Below are 23808 nucleotides of genomic sequence, written 5' to 3'. Positions count from 1 at the left end.
TAATGAAATATTAGTAGAATATTCATGCAATCCAATTTTTTTGTCGAAGGGCGGGAAATGTGTGAAGAGAAAGATAAAGAGAAGCATGAAGAGGCGAATGTTTAATAGTACTTTAGCTGCATTGTTAGCGCTTACAACTGTACCGTTGAACATTTTTCCACATAGTGCGAAGGCAGCGGGAACAACAGCAGAAGCTGGGGATACTGCAACACTTCGTATTTTGGAAACTACTGATCTTCATGATGCTGTAATGGCTTATGATTATTACCAAGATACAGATAAGGGTATTAATTATGGTCTTTCAAAGACAGCAACATTAATCCAACAAGCACGATCAGAAGTAGATCCATCGAATTCTATGTTATTTGATGCGGGTGATTTGCTGCAGGGAAATCCAATGGCAGATTATGTTGCAAAAGTACATCCATTAACTGAAAATGATGTACATCCAATGTTCAAAGCTATGAAGCTTTTAAATTATGATGCAGGTATTGTAGGAAACCATGAATTTAACTATGGATTGGGATACCTTAACACGGCATTAAAGAATGCTCCATACCCATTTGTAAACGCTAACATCTATGTTGATGACCACGATAATGACCCAACCAATGATAAAAACTATTTTACCCCATATCAAATCCTTGATAAGAAGTTTAAGGATGTTAACGGTGTTGAACAAACTGTAAAAGTAGGAGTTATCGGTTTCGCGCCACCCCAAATCCTTCAGTGGGATAAAGATAATCTACAAGGTAAAGTTATTGTAAAAGATATTGTTCAAACAGCTCAAAAATACATTGCACAAATGAAAGCTGAAGGTGCACAGGTCATTGTTGCGATTGCTCACTCCGGTTGTGACGTTACAAATGACGGCCAACAGGATGCTGAAAATGCAGTATTCTCTTTAAGTAAAGTAGATGGCATTGATGCCCTTCTATTTGGACACGCGCACTATAATTTCCCTGGCGGCAAAGAGTTTCATGTGGTCAGTAATGTGAATAACCCAGATTTACCAGGTCTGGATAATACAAAAGGAACCATTAACGGGACACCTGCCGTTGAAGCTGGCTTCTGGGGCAATAACCTTGGTGTTCTGGATTTAGCTTTAGTTCAGAAGGCTGACGGAACCTGGACAGCTGATAAAGCTGCTTCAAAATCTGTTGATCGTCCTGTAACAGCGGATACTGCTGTAGACAGTACCATTGTTGATGCAGTAAAAGCAGAGCATGAAGGTACCCTTGCTTATGTACGTGGAAAAATTGGCGAAACCAAAGCGCCAATGAACAGTTATTTCTCACGTGTCATGGACGACCCGACAATTCAAATCGTAAACAATGCTCAAACAGATTATGTAAAAAACTGGATCAAAACAAATAAGCCAGAATTAGCTGATCTCCCTGTTATCTCTGCAGGTGCTCCATTCAAAGCGGGCCGACAAGGTGCTGGCGATTATACAAATATTGTTAAGGGTGATCTTTCTATTAAGAGTGCCAATGATTTATATTTGTATAACAATACATTGAAAGCTGTCGAGTTGACAGGTGCTCAAGTTAAAGAATGGTTAGAGATGTCTGCATCCCAGTTCAATCAAATTGATCCAAACAATGCAGATCCTCAGGAGTTAATTAATTATAACTTCCAACCGTATAACTTTGATGTGATTGATGGTGTGAAATATCAAGTCGATGTAACTCAGCCGGCTAGATACAATTTCACTACTGGTGATGTCATAAACCCTGACGCACATCGTATCATTGATTTTACCGATATGAAAGGTAATCCCATTGATCCAGTTCAAAAATACATTGTTGCCACAAACAACTATCGCGCTAGTGGCGGCGGTAATTTCCCTGGAACAAAGGGTGGAAATGCCCAAATCGTTGTGGATTCTCCATATGAAAACAGACAAATTTTAATGGATTATATTCAAACACAGGGAGTGGTTAACCCTACTGCTGATAATAACTGGAGAATTGCACCAATCAATGGTGTGGCGAAAACTTTAACATTTAAATCATCTCCAGCAGCAAAAGATGTTTTATCATCAACGCCAAATATTAAGGATGTTGGACCTCTATCTGATAACTCAGGTTTTGAGCAATATACTTTAGACCAAAACGTTCATATTCAATTACTAGGTATCAACGACTACCATGGACAGCTTGATACTTGGAGAGCAATTAAAGATTCAACTGGCAAAGTTGTTGATTACTCTGGCGGTATTGAATGGCTAGCAGGATATTTAGAACAAAGAGAAGCTACAAACCCTGCAAATACCCTTATGATTCAAGCGGGTGACCTTGTTGGAGCAAGTCCTCCAGTATCAGCTTTATTACAGGACGAGCCTACCATCCGTTTCATGAATGAACTTGGTTTTGACGTAGGTACAATCGGTAACCATGAATTTGATGAAGGCGTAACAGAAATGAAGCGTCTAATCTACGGCGGAGACAATCCAAAAACGGCAAAATATGAAGCAGAGTATGGCAAGTTTACCGGTTCAACAATGGACTATGTGGTTGCAAACGTAGTGGATGAAAAAACAAATGAACCAATTTTACCACCATATGTGGTAAAAGAAGTTAATGGTGTTAAGATTGGCTTTATCGGGGTTGTCACTACTGAAACACCAACTATTGTTACTCCAAGTGGTGTTGCTGGTGTTAAATTTACGGATGAAGTTGAAGCCGTTAACGAGTATGCAAAAGAATTAACAGATCAAGGCGTTAAGACGATTGTCGTCCTTGCACATGATCCGGGTACTTCCAATACAGACGGCTCAAACGCTTCCGGAAAAGTTGTTGATATGGCTAAAGCAATGGACCCTTCCGTTGACGTTGTTTATGGCGCACATGACCATAAATATTTAAACACAACAGTAAATGGCAAGCTTTTAGTTCAATCATGGTCATATGGAACAGCATTCTCTGATATCGATTTAACAATCGATCCTGTTACACAAGATATCGTCAATGAAAAGGCTGAAGTGGTTGATACACTTCACAGCAAAATCACTCCAGATGCCCACATCAAAGCAGAACTTGATGGCTATCAAAACGACATCAAACCGATTACAAGTCAAGTAATGGGTGAAACAACAGATGTATTAACTAACACTGCTAACGCGGCCGGTGAGTCTCCACTTGGCAACCTAATTGCTGACGGAATGAAAGCAACAACAAGTACAGATTTCGCATTCATGAATTCAGGCGGAATTCGTAACCCACTTCCAAAAGGAACCATCACTTGGGGTGATTTATTCAAGGTTCAACCATTTGGTAATGATCTAGTTACAATGACCATTACTGGTGATCAAGTAAGAACTTTATTAAATCAACAATTCCAAGCACCGCCAAGCTACAACAAAATCATGGCAATCGCTGGTCTTCATTACACTTGGTCGGACAAATTGCCATATGGTCAAAAAGTTCTTGATATCTATCTTCCAAATGGATCAAAAATTGATCCAAATGCAGATTATACCATTACGGTTAATAACTTTATGGCAGACGGCGGCGATGGATTTACGATCCTTAAGTCCGGTAAAAACCGTGTAACCAATATTGTCGACCTAGACGCATTTGTTAACTATTTTAAATCCTTTACTGAGCCGGTAAGTGCTCAAATCGAAGGCAGAATTTTAATGGATACGGATGTAACCGGAACTGTCAAGGATGTTACTGACAAATCCACAACTGTAACAGGTACAACTGAATCTGGTTCTACAGTCGTAGTAAAAGCTGGAGATAATCAGCTTGGAAATGGTGTTGCAGATGAAAATGGCAGCTTCTCTGTAGATATTCCAGTTCAAAAAGCTGGTACAGAACTAACGGTTACCATTACTGATAAAGGATTAAACTCGAAAGATTTCAAAGTGGTTGTTAAGGACGTAACGGACCCAGCAGCTCCGATTCTTAACCCAATTAGCAATAAAGATATGCAAATAACAGGTCAAGGTGCAGAACCAGGAACAAATGTATATATTACAAATGGATTCTTTAAGGTTCATTTAATTGCTGATGCTGATGGCAAATTTAGCACACCATTACTTGCGCCACTACCTGCAGGAACTCAAGTGTTTGCATTCGCTGTTGACGCAGCCTTTAACTTAAGTCCAATTGGCTATACAGTTGTAACTGATGCCATTGCCCCAAATAAAGCAGTTGTAAATATTGTAGGTGATTCTGATAAAGTAGTAACCGGTACAGCTGAAAATGGTGCTAATGTTACTGTTAAAGCAGGGGAAGTTTTACTTGGTAGCGCAACAGTTGATTCCAATGGTAAATTTTCTGTCACATTAAAATCAACTCAAAAAGCTGGTACAGTTTTAACGGTTGTTGTAACAGATGCTGCTAAAAATAGTAGCGAACCAGTAACTGTAATCGTGGTTGATAAAACAGCTCCAGTTGTTACGGGTGTAAGCAACAATGGTCTTTACAATAAAGATGTAACAGTTAAGTTCAATGAAGGTACTGCCACATTAAATGGCAAGGCATTTACAAGCGGAACAGTTGTAAAAGCAGATGGCGTTTATACATTGGTTGTAACCGATAAAGCCGGAAACAAAACAACGGTGAAATTCACCATTGACAAAACAGCTCCAACAGCTCCGAGCGTTGATAAAGTAACTGCTAAGTCAACAAAAGTAACAGGTAAGGCTGAATCCGGTGCAACTGTTATTGTCAAAGTTGGAACAAAAATAATTGGCCGCGTAACTGCTGTTGGTGGTAAGTACTCTGTCACCATCTCCAAGGAAAAGGCAGGCACACTCCTTTTTGTAACAGCTCAAGATAAAGCTGGTAACGTAAGTAAAGCAACAAAAGCAGTAGTCCAAAAATAGGTAATAAGAAATATCCCTGAAGATTTCTTCAGGGATATTTTTGTACAAAAAAAGAGGATGAACCCATCCTCCTTTTGATCACTTACTTCTTCACTGTTATCGTTCCGCTAGAATTCCCAGGCTGAATGGAATAAGTAAATGTACCAGGTTGCGGATCATCTAAAAGAATTGTATTTTTACCGCTTTTTAAATCAACATTTATTTTTAAATCGTTTGAAACAAGCTTAATATTATTTCCTAAATTGCTGTCTACGTTAAAAATCAATTTGAGCATGGTGTAGGCTTTTAAGGTTGTATACCTCGGTTCCATGCCTTCACTGGTAACATGAATAGTCGCCACTTGAAGATTATTATGCTGCTCAAGCCTTGCCGTTTGGGTTTGCGGCTGCCCTGTCACCCACACTTTCATTTGTTTAAAATTTATCGCAAGTACTAAAATAACAATTACTATAATCGCCCCGACCAAAACCGTTCTGTAATTTGAAGTTTTTTTGCCTTTTCTATCACTGGCCATTGAAAGTTCCTCCTGTTTATCGTTATTCTAGGCTAATATTCTTTGAATCAACCAAATTCCCCCAAGAATGAAGGCGATGGATGATACAATGGCAATTGCTTTTCGTGAATACTTCGTACGATGCAAGTAAGTTAACAGTGGTAATAATAAAATCACGATGGTAAGCTGAACAATCTCAATTCCAATATTAAAACTAGTTAAATCAATTGCCAATTCACTTTTAGGAAGACTCATCGATTTTAAGAGATCTGCGAATCCCATTCCGTGGATCAACCCAAAAATAAACGTAATGACCCAGCGGAAGCTGACCTCTTTGCGGAAAATATTTTCCAATGAGACGTAGCAAATACTTAACGCAATGGCCGGCTCGACAATTTTTGCGGGAACATCAATGATTCCCAGAACCGTGAGCGTCAATGTAATACTGTGTGCAATTGTAAAAGCGGTAATCGTTGTAGCGGTCTGTTTGAATTTTTGTCTGGCAATTAAAAGCGATAAAAGAAAGAGTAAATGGTCATAACCGGTTAAAATATGATTCATCCCTAGCTTTAGGAATGAAAACCAACCACTGGTAGAACTAGAATTAGAATTAGAATTAGAATTAGAATTAGTTTTAGTTGCTGCTGCTTTTGTCGGGTCTTTTTGAACAGGAGGCGTACTCTGTTCAGTAGTATTTAAATTAGCATAATCATTGTCGCTAAGAATCATAGACCATGTACGATTGCTTTGTGAAAGGGCGGAAGTACTGTTCTCCGTTCCGTAGTTGATTTTTAATAAGTCTACATAAGTCGCTGTTGATTTAGTATTTATATAAAGACTGTCCGAATAGGATATCGATTGTGAAGGTTGAATAGCCGGATAAGCAACCTTTAGATGAAACTGCGTCGCATCTCCTTTTCGGTTTAAATCTGTTTCAAGCACTTTGGTCCATTTCACGGGAGTACCATTTATTTTTAATGTAAGATGATTTCTTAATTCTGAAATGATTTTACCTTTTATAGCTTTGTATTCGTTTGGGTCTAGCATTCCGTTTCCATTTACATCTCCACCTGTTAATTCCACTACCGAAATTTCATCTAGGGCAAAGGTCATGATTGTATTGGATTTTAATAGATTTAAAGTAGTGTAACTAGCACTATAGGCATGTGCTGAAGCAGTTTGTATAGAAGTTAATACTAGCACAAACGGAACAGTTAAGAGGAAAATCACTCGTCCGTAAGAACGCAAAAATGGTAATAATTTGTTGGGATTCATTGATAGCCTCCGGTAGTAGTGTGGTTTTTGGGAAGAAACACGATAAATATACCACAAGTTTTGTAAAAATTTCATAAATGTTTAGTGAAAAATTAATAATATTTTAAGAAAAAGATAGAATAATGTAAAATTCCATAATAATATAATAGTAGGCTGTTTTTTCCTCAATTAACAGAGGTAAAAAATAGGAGTGATAGGGATAAATTCCTGTTATTCAAATAGGTAGGAAGCCATATATAATTATGGTTGTAAGGGTTTACAAAATTTTAGTAAGGGGGAAAGTCATCAGTGCACAAAATGATGAGAAAGTACAAAAAGTGGATTAGCATTGTCCTAACAACATTAATGCTATTTTCATTAGTAAGTCCGCAACTGGCAGCCAAGGCGGCAAACACAGATCCTGTTACTCTAGCAAAATGGGATTTTAGTAAGGGTCAAAACCTTACAGCAACTGATGGAATTACAGCAAATCTTGACAAGACTTTGTCAATTGCTGGTGCAACAATGACGGGTTATGCTGGAGGTCCGACAACAGGAATTTCTGTTCCGACTTCTACAACTTGGACAACAGCGAATCCTTCCTATTGGCAAGTCTCGTTGTCAACAAAAGGCTATCAAAATATTACTTTATCATCCAAACAAAGAGGTTCCAATACAGGTCCTAAGGACTTTAAGCTTCAATATAGTACAGATGGAACCAATTTCGCTGATGTTCCAAGTGGAGCAATTACGGTTGCTAATAACTGGACAAGTGGGGTTTTAACAAGTGTTTCAATACCTAGTGATGCATCTGATAAAGATCTCATTTATGTAAGATGGCTTAAAAATTCAACAACTGCAATTAATGGCAGTGCTGTTGCCTCTGGCGGTACGAGCCAAATCTCAGATGTAGTACTATCAGGCGTGCCTACAGGTGCTCCAACACTAGATAAAACAGCGACACCTGACGCAACAAAAATTACATATGCGTCCTATCCAACTGTAACCGGTACTGCTGGTGCTGTTGCAGGGAACGCTACTGTAAACCTTTACTATGATGATAACACTAAAGCTGCTACAACAACTGCTGCAGCAGATGGTTCATTCACTGCAACAATTGTAAATCCTCAATCAAAAGCAGCCATTTATGTGACTGCCCAAGAAAATGGAAAAGACCCTTCAGACAAAGCGACTGTAAACTATTCTGGCACCGTTGTTGCCAAAACAGCCGCACCGCTTGCGTCTAAGATTACTTATTCCAGCTACACAACTGTTACAGGTGCCGTAGGAGCCGTGGCAAATAACGCATCTGTAAAAATTTATGACGAAAGCAACAATTTGCTTGGCTCAACAACAGCTGGGAATGATGGTTCCTTTACTGCAACTATTACAAACCCACAATCAAAAACACTGATTAATGTAACAACACAAGAAACAGGCAAAGACCTGAGTGACAAAGTTGCCATCAACTATACAGGTCCGACAAGCGGCGCTCAGCCTGGAGACGTTGTATTCAGCCAAATCTATACGAACGGTGGAAACAGCGGAGCTTTCTACAATACAAAATTTTTCGAGCTTTACAACAACACAAATAAAGATATTGACTTAAGTACCTGGTCAATTGTTTATACCTCAGCGAGTGGTACGGCATTTTCTGCTGGTAAAGCTCTATCAGGAACCATTAAAGCACACGGATATTTCCTGATTACGGGAGCCAAAGGTGCAACGGGGGCAAATCTTCCAGTAACTGCAGATAAAGACCTTTCTACTCTAAGCCCGAGTGGTTCAGGTGGTGGTACTTTAGCTCTTGCAAAAACTACTTCTCAATTAAGTGGTTTAAATGATCCTAACTTGATAGATTTAGTTTCCTATACAAATGGTACAACGACGTTCAGCAATAGCTTATATTGGGGAAGCAGAATTTCTGACTCCGGAATCGGAGGCGGAACAATCGAACGCAAAACCAATATCGGTACCGACCCACGCTCGGCATTTGGAATGATCAATAACTGGTTTACAAAAGACCCTTCCAAAGATTTTGTGTTAAATAAAGTCCTTTTTGGATCTGCCCAAGATGAGATTGTTGTCCACAACTCAAAATACATGGTTGCTCCGGACTCATCCAAAATTACTTTTACAAGGGATAATAACGGAACTGACACAATATCAGGCCTTGCTGGAGCTGTTCCAGCATCTGCGAATGTAAAAATTTATTATGAAAGCGATGGAGAACTAACCACTCCACAATCCGTAACAGCTGGGGCTGATGGTTCATTTACGTTCAGCGCGCAAGATAATAACCAATATACTACTATTTATTTGACCCATACAGACACAGCTCAGACAACACCAAGAGAAAGCATTTATACAAGAGTCAATCTATCCGGGACAAATGCTGCCGTAACACCAATTTCTGATTTACGCAGCAACGATGAAAATGGCTTTGCAATCAACACTGGCTATACGACTACGATTGAAGGTGTGGCAACAACTGATAACACACCAACAGAAAACTTGAAAACGAATTTCTTCGTTCAAGATTCTCCGACAAGCGGTATCAATGTTGTGAACAACCTTGACCCTTCTGTCGCTGTAAAAGCAGGCAATAAGTACAGCATTACTGGACAAGTAGTCTTTAATGCAGGGATGACGCAATTTATTCCATCAAGCATGAAAGATTTGGGTGCCGATAAGGCTCCAACAGCGAATGCAATTGGAATCAGTTCTGTAGGTGAAGGCTATGAAGGCACATTAGTGACCTTTACGGGAAAAGTAACCAATATTCCTACCAATGGTCCAGACTACGATATTACCGTAAGTAATGATGCAGGAAACATGGCAATTGTCCGCCTACAAGGCTCGGCTAGCGCTGTTGATTTGGGTTCAACCTATACCTTTACAGGAATCGTTAATCAATATAAGAAGGCAAACCCTTATACAAGCGGCTTCTTCTTATTACCGAGATCGACATCTGACATTAAAGGCCAATTGAGCTTAACTCATACACCAATCACCAAAGCCTATATCGGCTTGGATGCAAACTTTAAAGCATATGCCAAAAATGCAACATCCGTAAAATTATATTACAAAGGCGAGTCAGATCCATCCTATACATCAATGGATATGACAACTGCCGATGGCCATAACTATAATGGGAAAATCCTGAAGGACGCTGTGCCACAAGGGAAATTCTTCTATTATATTGAAGCGAAAAACAGCGATGAAACAAAATCAGTCGGTACGGCTGATAATCCGAACCCAGTTGTTGTTACCGAAGACACAGACGGTCCAGACTATTCGAATTTGGCCCCTGTACCTGGCGACAGCAATGAGCTGAGATATCCAACCATCTCTGCGGATTTAATTGATCCACATGGGGTCGATACTCATTCAGTCACCATTTCAATCGATGATAAGGACTATACTTCTGCTGCTGTCATCACGGATACAAATGTGAAGCTTGCGCTGACCATAGACCAATCATTAACTGAAGGAGATCATACGGTTGTCGTAACAGCAAAAGACACGCTTGGAAACTCTTCTTCAAAAACATGGACATTCAATGTAGCACACAGATTTACCGGTGGTAATCACTATCGTGGAACAACGCACAACCATACGAATATTTCACACGATGCAGCCGGAACTCCGGAAGAGGCGTTGCAGGCAGCTAAAAAATATCATTATGATTTCTTTGCCTTCTCTGACCACTCTCATGACATTGATTCCAGCCTTGCTGGTAAAGACACGGTTGACCACAATGGCATGAAAGAAAGAACAGGCGGTCCACAATGGCAATTAACGAAGGATTTAGCGAAGCAATACACTGAAGACGGCAAGTTTGTTGTTTTCCCTGCATTTGAAATGACTTCTACAACATGGGGACATTCAAACGTATTCGGAACACAAAACTTTATCGACCGTGTTGTCGATGGCGGCGCATACCAAAACTTGCAAAAATATTACAGCTGGGCCATCACATATGACAATATCGTTGCCCAGTTCAACCATCCGGCAATGTCGGCTAATGCATTTGACAACTTTATTCCGTACAACAAGAAAGTTGACCAATTATTCACATTGCTTGAAGTAGGAAATGGTTCTGGTGCGTATTCATATGCCAATGCAGAAGACAAGTTCTACAGTGCCCTTGACCTTGGATGGCACGTTGCTCCAACCTATGGTGAGGACAACCACGATGGAACATGGGGACAAACAAAGAAACGTACAGTGATTGTGGCAAAAGATTTAACACAGGATTCCCTGCTTGACTCGATGAAAAACATGCGTGTCTACATGTCTGAAGATCCTAACTTCAAATTGGACGTATCCGCAAGCGGATTCTATATGGGTTCTACGGTTGATACAAATACGTTAGACTTCAGTATTAAAGGAAGCGACCCTGTTTTAGAAAAAGCATCGGACCCTGATTACAGCTATATTAAAACAGCATCCAACGATGCGATTGCAAAAGTAGAATTGATTACAAATAAGGGAACAGTTTTGCAAACCTACACACCAACTGATGATTCAACTTCACTTGACTGGCATCCAGACCGCATCACTGTTGCAGGCGGCCAGCAATGGTTTGTTGTAAAAGTAACGCAAAAAGACGGAGACAGAATTTACTCCTCACCAATCTGGTCACCGGCAAAAGAATTGTCAGTCAACGTCAGTGATGTCAGCACATCTGACGGTGCCATTGTTGGCGGTGTTTCAGCAAATCTTACTGCAGGAATCAGCAACCAAGGTTCCGTGGATGTAAGCAAAATTACGGCTAATTTCTATTATGACAGTGTTGATGCCAACCATCTAATTGGTACATCAAGCGTTGATTCACTTCCTGCCAACACATCAGGAAGCGCAAGTGTAGTTTGGCAAAATCCAGTAGCTGGAACTCACAATATTATTGTCACATTGGCTGCCGGTGATGGGCATGACTTAGGCGATAATAAATTCTCACAATCCTTTGTGATTAAAGCGCCATTAGGCAAAACAGTCATGATTGATGGCACACACAGTAACGAAAATACAAAAGAAGATACTGGAACTTACAGAGATAACCTTAAACTGTTCACTACATTAATGAAGCAGCAAGGTTATACAGTGGTTGATAACTCAACACCGCTTTCTGACCAGCTATTGAGTAATGTTGCAGTTCTTTATATCACACATCCGGCTACTGCTTATACAGCGGATGAAATTGCGGCCATTAATAAATTCGTTCAAAACGGCGGATCGTTATTAATGACTGAAAAGAGTAACTTTGGCGGTTCAAACCAAAATGAAAATGCCATTCTTTCCGGAGTTGGATCGAGGATCCAGGTAAACAATGACGGAGTATTTGATGAAACTGCAGACGGTAACTTCTGGAGTACACCACTTACTTCAAACTTCTCGGTAAGATTGCATCCAACGCCTATAAACACATTATTAGACTTTGTACCGACAATTGAGTATTACAGCGGATCAAGTCTAGCAGGAATCGATGGAAGCGGAAATAAGGTTCCATTAACCAACAGCGATAAAGTCACTGTGCTTGTACGCGGAAATGAATCTACGTTCCAAGATACAACAACGATCAAATCTGACTCTGTTCAGTATAATGTTCAAACTTCAAACGGTAAAAACGGCCCAGCCTTAACAGGTGTTAAAGGAGGCTCTGCCATTCCGATGATTGCCTCTGAAAATCTTGGTAAAGGAAGAATTATCGTTTCTGGTATGAACATCTTTAACGATAAGCAAATGGATCAAACCTATAATGCGAAAGGAAATGACCCATTTGCGGTGAATGCTGTTAACTGGTTATCACACCTTGAGCCGAAGGTATTATCAATTGGCGATGCCCGTAAGTTAACGGAAGGAACAAATACGGTTGTAGAAGGTACCGTAACGGCAACATCCTTCTTTGATGCAGCCTATATTCAAGATGACACTGGCGGTATTATGGCGTTTAACGACGTTCCAGCAGGAAGCTTGAAGGTCGGCGATAAAATCCGTGTTTATGGACACATCAAAATCTTTGAAAATAACTTTGAATTAGAGTTTGGTAGTTTTGCAGACAGCATCGTGAAACTTGGCACAGGAACGCCAATTGAACCGAAGTTGGTAACAACCAAGGATGCAAATGCGGAAGAAAACCAAGGACTTTTAGTCAAAGTTAAAGGTACAGTGGTTTCAAAATATGATGATAATTCCTATGTCATTGATGATGGCACTGGTCCAACATTAGTCTTTACAGATGGATATGTAGTCAACCAAAGCGGCCCTGTACCTGTTCTTAAGGCAGGCGACACGTTAGAAGCAGTAGGTATGGCAGGTAAGTTCTCTGAAGGGAACCGGATTCGTGTACGTGATACAAGAGAATTAATTGGTACACATATTACTGCACCAGTCGTAACCGGAATAGATAATAACGGTATCTATAACCATGATGTTACAGTTAACTTCGATAAGGGAACAGCGACATTAAATGGCAGAGACTTTACAAGCGGTACAGATGTTAGCGACGATGGAACGTACACATTAGTTGTAACCGATCAATATGGAAATGCAACAACGGTGAACTTTGTAGTGGATAAAACTGCTCCTGCCGTTAGCGGCGTTGAAGATAACCATTACTACAATCAAAATGTCACGATTTTCTTTAATGAAGGATCGGCGAAATTAGATGGTGCTGACTTTACAAATGGATCAGGAGTCACTGATGAAGGAGCCCACAAATTAGTGGTAACAGACGATGCAGGAAACAAAGCAACTGTTAAATTTACCATTGATAAAACCCTTCCAGAAGTCAAAGGTGTTGATGAAAATGCTCTCTACAATCAAGATGTTACCGTAACATTTAATGAAGGGACGGCCCTCTTAAATGGACAAGAGTTTACAAGCGGCACCGTAGTGAGTGAGGATGGAGTTTACACATTGGTTGTAACTGATCAAGCCGATAACGTCACAACAGTTGTGTTCGCTATCGATAAAACCGCTCCGGTAGTAACGGGAGTAGCAAAAGAGGGTCTCTATAAAAACGATGTTGTGATTTCTTTTAATGAAGGAACTGCCACTTTAGATGGGGATAACTTTACTAATGGAGACACCGTTTCTAAGGAAGGCAGCCACACACTGGTAGTAACAGATGCAGCCGGCAATAAGACAACAGTTCAATTTACTCTTGATAAAACGGCTCCAACTGTCAGTGGCGTCAAAGATGGTTTCTACAATTATGATGTGACCATCACATTCGATGATGGAACGGCAACCCTAAATGGTGAATCGTTCAAGAATGGTTCCATTGTTAGTGATGAAGGCTCTTACACAATCGTCGTAACGGATGAGGCCGGAAATAGTACCGTTGTAAACTTTACAATTGATAAAACTAATCCATCCGTAACTGGTGTGGCAGACGATAGTTACTACAATGGTGATGTCACCATTTCCTTTAATAAGGGAACAGCCTCATTAAATGATGAAGCCTTTACCAGCGGCACGATTGTTAGTAAAGAAGGATCGTACACATTAGTGGTAACAGATAAGGCCGGGAATGTCACAACAGTACACTTTACCATTGATAAAACAGCACCTATTGTAGGTGGAGTAACAGACAATGGTTTTTACAATCATAATGTTGCTGTTTCATTTAATGAATTAGGTGGCTTATTAAATGGAAAACCTATTCCATCAGAAACTGTCGTTTCCGACGAAGGAACCTATACCTTAATGGTATCGGATCAAGCTGGGAACATCACAACCGTTCACTTTACAATTGATAAGACGGCTCCTATTGTAAGTGGAGTAGAAGAGAATGCTTTCTACAATCATGATGTCCTTGTTCGGTTTAATGAAGGAACAGCTACCTTAGATAAGAAGGAATTTACAAGCAATTCGACAGTTACGAATGAAGGTACCCACACAATCAAGGTAACGGATCAAGCTGGTAACAGTACAACCGTAACGTTTACCATTGATAAAAAGGCTCCTAACTTAAAGGTGACAGTCGACAAGCCAATACTGTCTCCACCAAATCATAAATTGGAATCCATTAAAGTAACACTTAATTATTCGGATGATCTATCAGGGATTGATTCTGTGGATTTAGAATCAATTACAGTAAACGAAGCCGCTGCTTCTTTAGAAGACATCCAAGGTGCAAACTATGGAACAAAGGATACAGAATTTAGCTTGCGTTCCGAAAGAAATGGTAACGGTAACGGCAGGATATATACAATCACCTATTTAGCCAAAGACAAAGCAGGAAATATAGCAAGAGCCACTGCCACCGTTACAGTTCCGAAGGGAAACCAAGGGAACTAATAGATTGAAAAAATGCCTCTGAGAGTTTTCAGGGGCATTTTTTATATAGCAAATAAATTTCCTAGAGTAATATTTTCAAAACACAACGTACTGACTAGAAAAAAATGGTAAAATCATATTGGATATATTTTCAAAAAGGAGGGGTAAAAGGAATAAGTCAACATGGGGGTCAGACCCCCAACGCTTTTAAGCGTTAAAGCGCCGGGGGTCTGACCCCTTAAAAAAATAGATTACTAGACAAAGGGTGGAGGAAAATTGAAGTTTAGTTGTTTAGGAACAGGTTTTTTAGTTGTTTTATTGTTATTTGCGATCATGATGCCAAGCAAAAGCGCAAGCGCAACCGCCTTGACAGTACAGCAAACCTTTTCAAGTAAGGTGACAGCCGAGCTAAAGCAATACATCAAAAAGGCTGGTGGTACTGTTACCATCCAGTACCAGGATTTGAAAAGCGGGCAAGGATTCCAAATTAACGGGAATAAGCCTATGCTCGCTGCCAGTACGATCAAGTTACCGCTCACATTGTACATCATGGAGCTGGCTGCGAAAAAGAAAATCAACCTAAACCAAAAACTTGTTTACAAGAAGCATCATTATTATGGCGGCAGCGGCGTGATTCAATATCAAAAGGTGGGAACAGCCTATACGATCCGTGACCTAGTCAAAAAAGCAATCATCTATAGTGATAATATTGCGTTCATTATGCTGAAGGAACGTGTGGGTCAAGCGAATCTGATTAAATTTATGAAGAGTCTCGGTGGTCAATATGCCTATCCCAATGGACATAATTATATGTCTGCCGCTGATTTAACCCTTTACGCGAAAAAGGTTTATCAATTCTCCCTCACAAACCCGCTTGGTAAAGAATTGATAGGTTATATGAAAAAAACCATCTATAACACCACAATCCCCCGTGGTATCAAGGGACCGTCTATAGCGCACAAGGTGGGAATGATCCCAATGTACCTGGTTTATAACGATGTAGCGATTGTTTTTGATCAACACCCATTTGTATTAGCGATTATGACGAAAAATATTTCCTATAATAAATCGCAAAAGGTGATCGCTGATTTGGCCGCAATAGCTTATAAAAACCATAAAGCTAAGTACGGCACAAAATGACCTTTCAAAATTATTAACCTGCAGTAAATGCTAATGTAATAGTTTTAAACATATATATAAAACCAAGGTTTTATAAGGGGGATGAATATGTTTAAAAAGACCGCAACAGTGTTTATTACTATGCTGCTATTATTTAGTTCGGGATTTTACTCTGAGTCCGTTACACATGCTGCAGAATATCAATCTAGTAAGGTCATCTATTTGACATTCGATGATGGACCAAATCAGTACACACCTATGATTCTTGATATTTTAAAAAGAAAAAAGGCCCATGCTACTTTTTTTATGATATCTGGAAATATAAGCCGCAATCCCAAAACGGTGAACAGGATGATCAAGGAAGGCAACTATCCCGCGTTACATAGTGTTTCCCATGATATAAAGAAGTTATATCGCGGCAGTTCTAATAATGTCGCAAATGAAATGGAAATTACCAGACAGACCTTATTAAGGGTTGCCCATTTTAATAGCCATCTTACTAGAGTCCCGTACGGCAGCAAGCCCTATATGACAAAAGCTTCCCTCAATGCTTTAGCAAAAAAGGGCTTTAAGATGTGGGACTGGAATATCGATACATTGGATTGGAAGTATAATCGAACCAATCCGAGCGTCATTACATCAAGGGTCAAATCCGGACTTGTCGGGAAAAAAGGGCCGATCGTCATTCTTTTCCACGATTCAAAGGGAACTGCCCAGCAGCTGCCGACCATCATTGACTATCTTAGAAGCAAGGGCTACAAATTGGAAGTATATAACCCCAAGCATCATATTGTCATGAATTTTTGGGGTGATCGCCGGTTTTAAATAGACTTTGTAAAAAAATGAATATTAATTTTTTTACACTATTGATTGGAGCGGAAGGCGCTCGACTCCTGCGGGATACAGAGGTTACGGGAGACCCCGCAGGCGTCAAAGCGCCGAGGAGGCTCCCGAACCTCCCCGCGGAAAGCGAGCGCCTGGAGCGGAAATCAACAACTAAGTTAAATAACCCAAAACACAAAAAAGGCAAACCAGATCAAGGGTTTGTCTTTTTTGTGTAAACAAAATGAAATTTTTAACAACCTAAATTGATAAGTAAATATGTTATAATTCCAACTGAATTATCTATTGATTATTTTCCTAGAATAATATAAAGAGAAAATTGGAGGGGAGAACATTTGTTATTTACCTCAACGGTATTTCTGTTCCTGTATTTACCCATTGTCCTGACACTTTACTATATCGTACCAAGAAAACTGAAAAACACTCTATTGCTATTTGCCAGCTTGTTTTTTTATGCATGGGGTGAACCTAAGTTTCTATTAATCTTAATCTTTTTCATTTTGATAAATTATGTATTTGCCATATTGGTCGATAAATATAGAGATCATAGGGTAAAAGCTAAGTGGTTGTTAGGGTTGACCGTTTTTGTTAATCTGTCCATGTTAGGCATTTTTAAATATGCCAATTTCTTTGTTACAAATATCAATTCGCTGTTTGGCAGCTCGATTGTATTAAAACATATTGCATTACCATTAGGGATATCTTTCTTTACCTTTCAAGGCTTAAGCTATGTGATCGACGTGTACCGAAAAGATGGTAAAGCACAGCGCAATTTGATCAATATGGCTATGTACAAAGCGCTGTTCCCTCAGCTAATCGCCGGCCCAATTGTCCGTTATCAAACGGTTGCCGAACAAATCACGGACCGAAAAGAAACGGTTGAAAAGTTTGCGGTAGGAACGAAGCGTTTTATTATTGGCCTTGCCAAAAAAATGATTTTGGCAAATAATTGCGGCTGGGTTGCAGACCAAATTTTTGCCATGCCTGCCGATCATTTATCTGTCGGTCTAGCCTGGTTAGGGGCTATTGCCTATTCACTGCAAATTTACTTCGACTTTTCAGGATACTCTGATATGGCCATCGGGTTAGGGAAAATGTTTGGTTTTGATTTCTTGGAGAACTTCAATTACCCTTATATTTCCCGATCTGCTACAGAGTTTTGGAGAAGATGGCATATTTCGTTAGGTACTTGGTTCAAGGATTATTTATATATTCCTCTAGGAGGGAATCGCGGCACCACCCTTCAGAACTATCGCAACCTTTTTATTGTCTGGCTGGCCACCGGGTTCTGGCACGGTGCAGCATGGACGTTTATCGCATGGGGTTTATATTACGGAGCATTAATTATGCTGGAAAAAGCCTTTTTGCTCAAATTTTTAAAGCGGATTCCAAGAGTATTTCAGCATCTTTATGCACTGCTTGCTGTCATCATTGGCTGGGTGTTTTTCCGTGCAGCAACATTTGGTTATGCCTTCAGTTATGTAAAGTCCATGTTTGGAGCAAATGGAAATTCTTTATGGGATCAGCAGGCCGTTTACTACTCTGCCCAAAATGGAATGATCATTCTTCTGGCCATTATCGTCTCTATTCCAGTTTTCCAGGTGATCAAAAAACTCTTACCAAAAGGGAGAAACCTTGGAAATGTATTCAGTCGGAACTTAATCGTTTCAACAGGTTATGTACTCATTTTCTTCTTGTCGCTGGTTAGTGTAGTTTCATCAACCTTTAATCCATTTATTTATTTCCGTTTCTAATTGATATGGAGGACATTATGAAAAAAACGAATGTACAAGGGATTATACTAATAACCGTTTTTCTTTTAACGATATTTGGTTTCTTTCTCAGCAAATTGGTCATCCCGTCAAAGGCGCAATCTGTTATCGAAAATAGAAAATTGACGCAAAGACCTGATTTAACCGCTAAAAATTTATTGGCGGGGGATTACTCCAAGCGTTTTGAGCAATATTATAATGATCAGTTTCCAATGCGGGATTCCTTTATTGAAGCGAACGCCGCCATTAATAAAGATGTTTTGAAACAAAGTGTAGTAAAAGATGTTTATGTTGCCCAAAATGGCTATCTGTTGTCGAAAGTACCTGCCGTTACACCGGCAAACGCAAAGAAAATTGCCGGAAGAATTAATGATTTTGCTAATAATATGGCTAAAAGGAATGTCACTGTATTCACAGCCTTAATGCCAAATAAGTCCACGATGATGGAATCGGAATTTCCAAGTTATTATCCAAGCTACGGTCAACAGGATATGGATCTTATCTATAAAAACCTAAATAAGCTTGCCCATCCGATTGATTCTCGGGATACACTGAAAAAACATTTAAATGAGGAATACATGTTTTTCTATACAGACCATCACTGGGAGGCAAAGGCGGCATTTTATGCTTATCAAAATGTGATGAACTATATTATTAACACTGAAAAAAGCAAGGATCATGTTTTTAACTATAATAATTACTCATGGAATATAGAGGGTAAACCTTTTTATGGTTCGGATGCGCGAAAAACAACCAGTGCGAATGCAAAAAAAGCCGATCAAATTCTTGTCGCTAAGCTTAAAGGCCGATATAAGCCTTATATTGTAAAATCGGGAACACGTACACTCAGCGGATTATATAACAAGTCTTATTTAAATTTACCGGATAAGTATACGAACCGTTATTTGGCTTATATAGGCGGGGATTTTCCTGAAGTAAAGATTACGAATCCGAACATGCCTCACGGTAAAAACGTCTTAGTGATAAAAGATTCTTACGCAAATGCATTTGTACAATTCCTTGTGCCGCATTATAAAGAAACACATATATTGGACTTAAGGCATTACAATAAAATGTCAGTGGAACAATATGTGGTGAAGAATAAAATCGACCAAGTTATCTTGCTAAATAATATAAATTCATTAGTTGTTACTCCGGCACTAACAAACTTTAACCATCCCGGACAGGGCGAAAATCAGTAAGACAAGAAAAAATAAAATAATGATAAAAACACCCCTAAGAATATTAGTGGGTGTTTTTTTGCGGATTTCCAAAAACAGGTTTACTATTAACGGTTGCCATTTAAAACATTAATTTTAAATGAAATTGTAAAAAGCTAGGTAATAGGGTACCTATAATAGTTTATACTGAAATAATGAGGGGGACATTTTCTTTCGTAAAATGAATGGATAGGTCATAAACCAATCATATTAATAAAAGGAAATCAATGGAGTGAATAATGATGTTTGAACAATACGAGATCGCTGTTCTAATACCTTGCTACAATGAGGAATTAACAATCGGGAAGGTAATAGATGACTATAAAAGAGTACTGCCAAATGCCAAAATCTATGTCTATGATAATAAATCCAGTGACGAAACATCAAAAATAGCCTTGGAACATGGTGCCATTGTGCGATATGAACCACGCCAGGGAAAAGGAAATGTTGTTCGATCCATGTTTAGGGATATAGAAGCAGATTATTATATCATGGTTGATGGAGATGATACCTATCCAGCAGAGTTTGCTCCTAAATTATTAGAGCCTTTAATGAATAAAGAGGCAAACTTAGTGATTGGGGATCGCTTATCAAATGGAACCTACACAGAGGAAAACAAGCGTAATTTCCATAATTTCGGTAATTTCTTCGTTAGGAGTTTAATTAATTGGATTTATAAAAGTGAAATTAAAGATATTATGACCGGATTTAGAGGTTTTGATCGATTTTTCGTGAAAACCATGCCGATCTTAAGTCCAGGCTTTGAGATTGAAACTGAAATGAGTATTCATGCTTTAGAAAATCGCTTCCTTATTAAGGAAGTTGAAATTGATTATCGCGATCGCCCTGAAGGAAGCGAATCGAAATTAAATACCTTTTCAGACGGATATAAGGTAATCATGACGATTTTAAAGCTCTTTAAAGATTGTAAGCCGTTCTTGTTTTTTGGAATTATTTCTTTGCTCTTTTTGATTGTGGGACTTTCCTGTGGTATTCCTGTGATTGTCGAGTTTATAAAAACTAAATATGTCACAAGGGTGCCGACAGCTATTTTATCGACAGGCTTGATGTTATTATCGATGCTGTTCTTTATGTGCGGTCTCATTTTAGACACTTTGGCCCATAAGCACAAGCAATTGTACATGATTGAGCTACTCAAAATTAAAAAGATAATTTAGTAAAGCATACCTATTGCAGCTAGGGGAAACAGTTCTGTGAATATAAAAAAATTGATTTTAGTCATTCTTTCAATTCTTGGGATTTTGGTTACCAATGAATACTATACGGATCAGGCTTTTTCTTTTCTTTTGTGCGCCTATTTAATTATTCATATCATCTTGCTTTATAGAAATATGGACATTTTAACATTTTCGTTTTCAAAATTATTGGTCAGCCTTTTATTGGCCAGTTTTTGGCTGTATAGTTCCAATAATGGGCATCTGAAATTATCAAATTTCGATTTTTCTTATGTCATTCTCCTTGTATCCATTGCTGTAATCGCATTTTCTTTCTATTTATTGATGACAGAGCTCAGCAGGCCATTTGCAGCAAGGAAAGGAAAGCAAAGCAAATGGTGGTTGTTCATTTATATCGCTATTCCGATCGCCAATTGGACAAGGTACTTTTTGGCATATTACCCTGGGAAAATGACCTATGATTCATTTTGGCAATGGTCGATGGCACATGGGATCAAACAATATAATGCATGGCATCCGATGCTTCACACTTTGTGGATTCAAGCAGCATCAACGATTTATGATTCACCGGCGGCTTATATTGTCAGCCAAATAGTGGTTGTTGCCTGTATTATCGGATATTCTTTATATGTTCTTCAATCATTTGGTGCCCCAAGATGGTTACTGGTTGCTTTATCTTTAGCGTATGCATTTTATCCGGTCAATGGATTTTATGTTGTGACAATGTGGAAGGACATTCCGTTTGCTGCCTTTTTATTATTAACAGCCGTTTATTTTTCCAAAATTACGCAAACGAATGGTCAATGGCTTGATAAAAAATTACATTGTTTGATGTTTATTATGGTTTGCTTTGTGACAATGAATTTGAGAAATAATGGATTTATTGCCTTGCTATTAGCGCTTATTTTCCTTATTATTCTCATGGGAGCGATTAGAAAAAAATTACTGGTGATGTCCGGAATCATTGTTGCTCTGCATTTATTGTTCAATTATCCATTAATGACCTATTTGCACGTTATTAAGAATCCTTTGAACCAAGCATTGGCGATTCCATCACAACAGATTGCGGCAACTTTTAAAAATAATGGCCGATTCACACCAGAGGTAAAAAAGTATTTTAGTAACATTTTGCCGGCAGACCAATGGGTAAAGGATTATAATCCCTATACAGTAGACCCAATCAAGCATGATCCATTATATAATTCGGAAGTGATTACAAAGGATTTTGCGGCATATTTGGTAAATTGGGAGAAATTATTACGACTAAACCTTGGAATATATGTGAACGCCTATCTCAGTCAGGTGTCTGTTTTATGGCAATTTTATTCTCCACCTGATTATCATGTATATGTCGGTCCACCATTGAATTTGGAGGATTATCCATTAAATGTACGGATGGCAGATTTATCGTTTTTAAATTCGCTTAAGGGTCAATCAGAGATGTCTACGATAAATAATGCTTATGTTGCTTACGTAAAAGAGGTAAGGGAGGCTTTTCCGAATGAAAGGATCCTATCCCTTAAACAGTACAAGAGCACAGCGTTAAAAACGATTGATCCTTTGAAAACAACTTCCAAACAGGTGGAGTTGAAAAATCACTTTGATGCTCAATTTAAAGGGCTGCAAAGTAGTGGTTTATGGCAATCACTATTTGCCAAAGGAGCGATCTATTTGTTTTTATTACTGCTTGGCTTAAGTGCCTCCATCCAAAGATATAAAGGGAAAGGTTTCCTTGTGTATGCACCTGCCCTATTTGTTTTGCTGACGATTGCGATCGCCATTCCTGCAACAGATTTCCGCTATTCCTATAGTTTTATTATGAGTGTACCGTTCCTGTTGTTATATGGTAAATTCAAATCACCACTAAAAATGGAGTTCAATCATGATAAAGAATAAGCTTTCTATCGGAATCTTCATGATGATTTTATCTGCGACGTTTACCGCTGTCGGCCAGGCTTTTTGGAAACTATCTAGCAGCGGTTTCCAATCATGGCAGCTGTACATTGGTTTTTTATGTTACGGAATTGGTGCAATTTTAATGATTATTGCTTTTCGCTTTGGGAGTCTGTCTGTTCTTCACCCTCTGCTAAGTATTGGATATGTGATTGCCATATTAATCGAAGTATTTTTTTTAAGTGAAAAACTAACGCTTGTAAAAATAATAGGGAATGTTCTTATCATATCAGGGGCAATCTTTATCGGCGTTGGCGGTAAAAGTGAATCGGTGAAAAGTGAGTCGGTGAGTAAATGAATTGGATTATTTTGGTAGCAATGACGTTCATTGGCTCAATGGGTGGCCTTTTATTTAAGCAAGTCTCGAGATTTGATCGTCCCAAAGAAAAGCTGTTTTTTTTCATATTAGGCTGTGGTATGTACGGAATCGGTGCACTGTTAAATGTGTATTTATTGAGAATGCTGCCCTATTCGATCGTTTTTCCATTAACATCGATAACATATGTTTGGACGATGGTTTTATCGAAGTATATCTTAAAGGAAAAAATTAATAGGTTTAAAATTATTGGTGTTACATTAATCCTGCTTGGTTCCTTTGTCATTGTTCAATAACCAATCGAATGTAACGTAAATAAAAAAAATCAAGGAGTTATTCCTTGATTTTTTTTATTTAGTAAAATTTTTATTGCTATCCATTAGTTGAATATATAAGAAAATATTCCTATTTTTTCATTTTTGAATAAGTATTTCGCCCGTATCTATTTAAAAAGTTTTTTTAATAAGGGATAATAATACTAGTATTGTAGAATTTTGCAAATTTTAAGAGAGATTT

12 protein-coding genes are annotated in these 23808 nt (G+C 38.8%); 10 read left to right on the top strand and 2 right to left on the bottom strand.

Features of this window, described 5'->3' with window-relative positions:
• Positions 1-97 precede the first annotated feature (97 nt).
• Positions 98-4840, top strand: coding sequence for a bifunctional 2',3'-cyclic-nucleotide 2'-phosphodiesterase/3'-nucleotidase (locus ACZ5XR_RS23790; RefSeq protein ID WP_464498949.1), 4743 nt, complete (start codon positions 98-100; stop codon positions 4838-4840).
• 82 nt (positions 4841-4922) lie between these two features.
• Here the strand turns inward: ACZ5XR_RS23790 and ACZ5XR_RS23785 are convergent, their stop codons facing one another.
• On the bottom strand, positions 4923-5354 hold the full coding sequence (locus tag ACZ5XR_RS23785) for a cupredoxin domain-containing protein (protein WP_464498948.1): 432 nt from the start codon (positions 5352-5354) through the stop codon (positions 4923-4925).
• A gap of 27 nt (positions 5355-5381) precedes the next feature.
• A complete protein-coding gene (locus ACZ5XR_RS23780) occupies positions 5382-6608 on the bottom strand; it encodes a HupE/UreJ family protein (RefSeq protein ID WP_464498947.1) in 1227 nt (408 codons plus the stop codon).
• 297 nt (positions 6609-6905) lie between these two features.
• On the opposite strand from ACZ5XR_RS23780, the gene ACZ5XR_RS23775 reads away from it, so the two are divergent.
• From ACZ5XR_RS23775 to ACZ5XR_RS23735, 9 genes are all read left to right on the top strand, one after another.
• Complete coding sequence (locus ACZ5XR_RS23775; RefSeq protein WP_464502420.1) at positions 6906-14894, top strand: DUF4350 domain-containing protein; 7989 nt, start codon at positions 6906-6908, stop codon at positions 14892-14894.
• A gap of 255 nt (positions 14895-15149) precedes the next feature.
• Positions 15150-16013 carry a serine hydrolase gene (locus tag ACZ5XR_RS23770; protein WP_464498946.1) on the top strand — a complete coding sequence of 288 codons (864 nt, stop codon included), beginning with the start codon at positions 15150-15152 and terminating at the stop codon, positions 16011-16013.
• Positions 16014-16100: 87 nt separating this feature from the next.
• Positions 16101-16817 carry a polysaccharide deacetylase family protein gene (locus ACZ5XR_RS23765; protein ID WP_464498945.1) on the top strand — a complete coding sequence of 239 codons (717 nt, stop codon included), beginning with the start codon at positions 16101-16103 and terminating at the stop codon, positions 16815-16817.
• A 353-nt stretch (positions 16818-17170) separates the two neighbouring features.
• Positions 17171-18589 carry an MBOAT family O-acyltransferase gene (locus tag ACZ5XR_RS23760; protein ID WP_464498944.1) on the top strand — a complete coding sequence of 473 codons (1419 nt, stop codon included), beginning with the start codon at positions 17171-17173 and terminating at the stop codon, positions 18587-18589.
• 17 nt (positions 18590-18606) lie between these two features.
• Positions 18607-19809, top strand: a complete 1203-nt coding sequence (locus tag ACZ5XR_RS23755) for a DHHW family protein (protein WP_464498943.1) — start codon at positions 18607-18609, stop codon at positions 19807-19809.
• A gap of 257 nt (positions 19810-20066) precedes the next feature.
• Complete coding sequence (locus ACZ5XR_RS23750; protein WP_464498942.1) at positions 20067-21005, top strand: glycosyltransferase family 2 protein; 939 nt, start codon at positions 20067-20069, stop codon at positions 21003-21005.
• Between the two features lie 36 nt (positions 21006-21041).
• Positions 21042-22919: a DUF6020 family protein gene (locus ACZ5XR_RS23745; protein ID WP_464498941.1), complete on the top strand. Its 1878-nt coding sequence runs from the start codon at positions 21042-21044 to the stop codon at positions 22917-22919.
• Positions 22906-23274 carry an EamA family transporter gene (locus ACZ5XR_RS23740; RefSeq protein WP_464498940.1) on the top strand — a complete coding sequence of 123 codons (369 nt, stop codon included), beginning with the start codon at positions 22906-22908 and terminating at the stop codon, positions 23272-23274. Before ACZ5XR_RS23745 ends, ACZ5XR_RS23740 begins: the two co-directional genes overlap by 14 nt.
• The gene (locus ACZ5XR_RS23735; protein ID WP_464498939.1) at positions 23271-23588 is read left to right on the top strand and encodes an EamA family transporter; all 318 of its coding nucleotides are present in this window, start codon (positions 23271-23273) and stop codon (positions 23586-23588) included. The genes ACZ5XR_RS23740 and ACZ5XR_RS23735 overlap by 4 nt, the downstream gene beginning before the upstream one ends.
• Positions 23589-23808 lie beyond the last annotated feature (220 nt).

It is taken from the genome of Neobacillus sp. Fa239 (assembly GCF_055395235.1).
The sequence above is the reverse complement of the archived record's forward strand: the minus strand, read 5'-3'. Positions and strand labels throughout refer to the sequence as shown.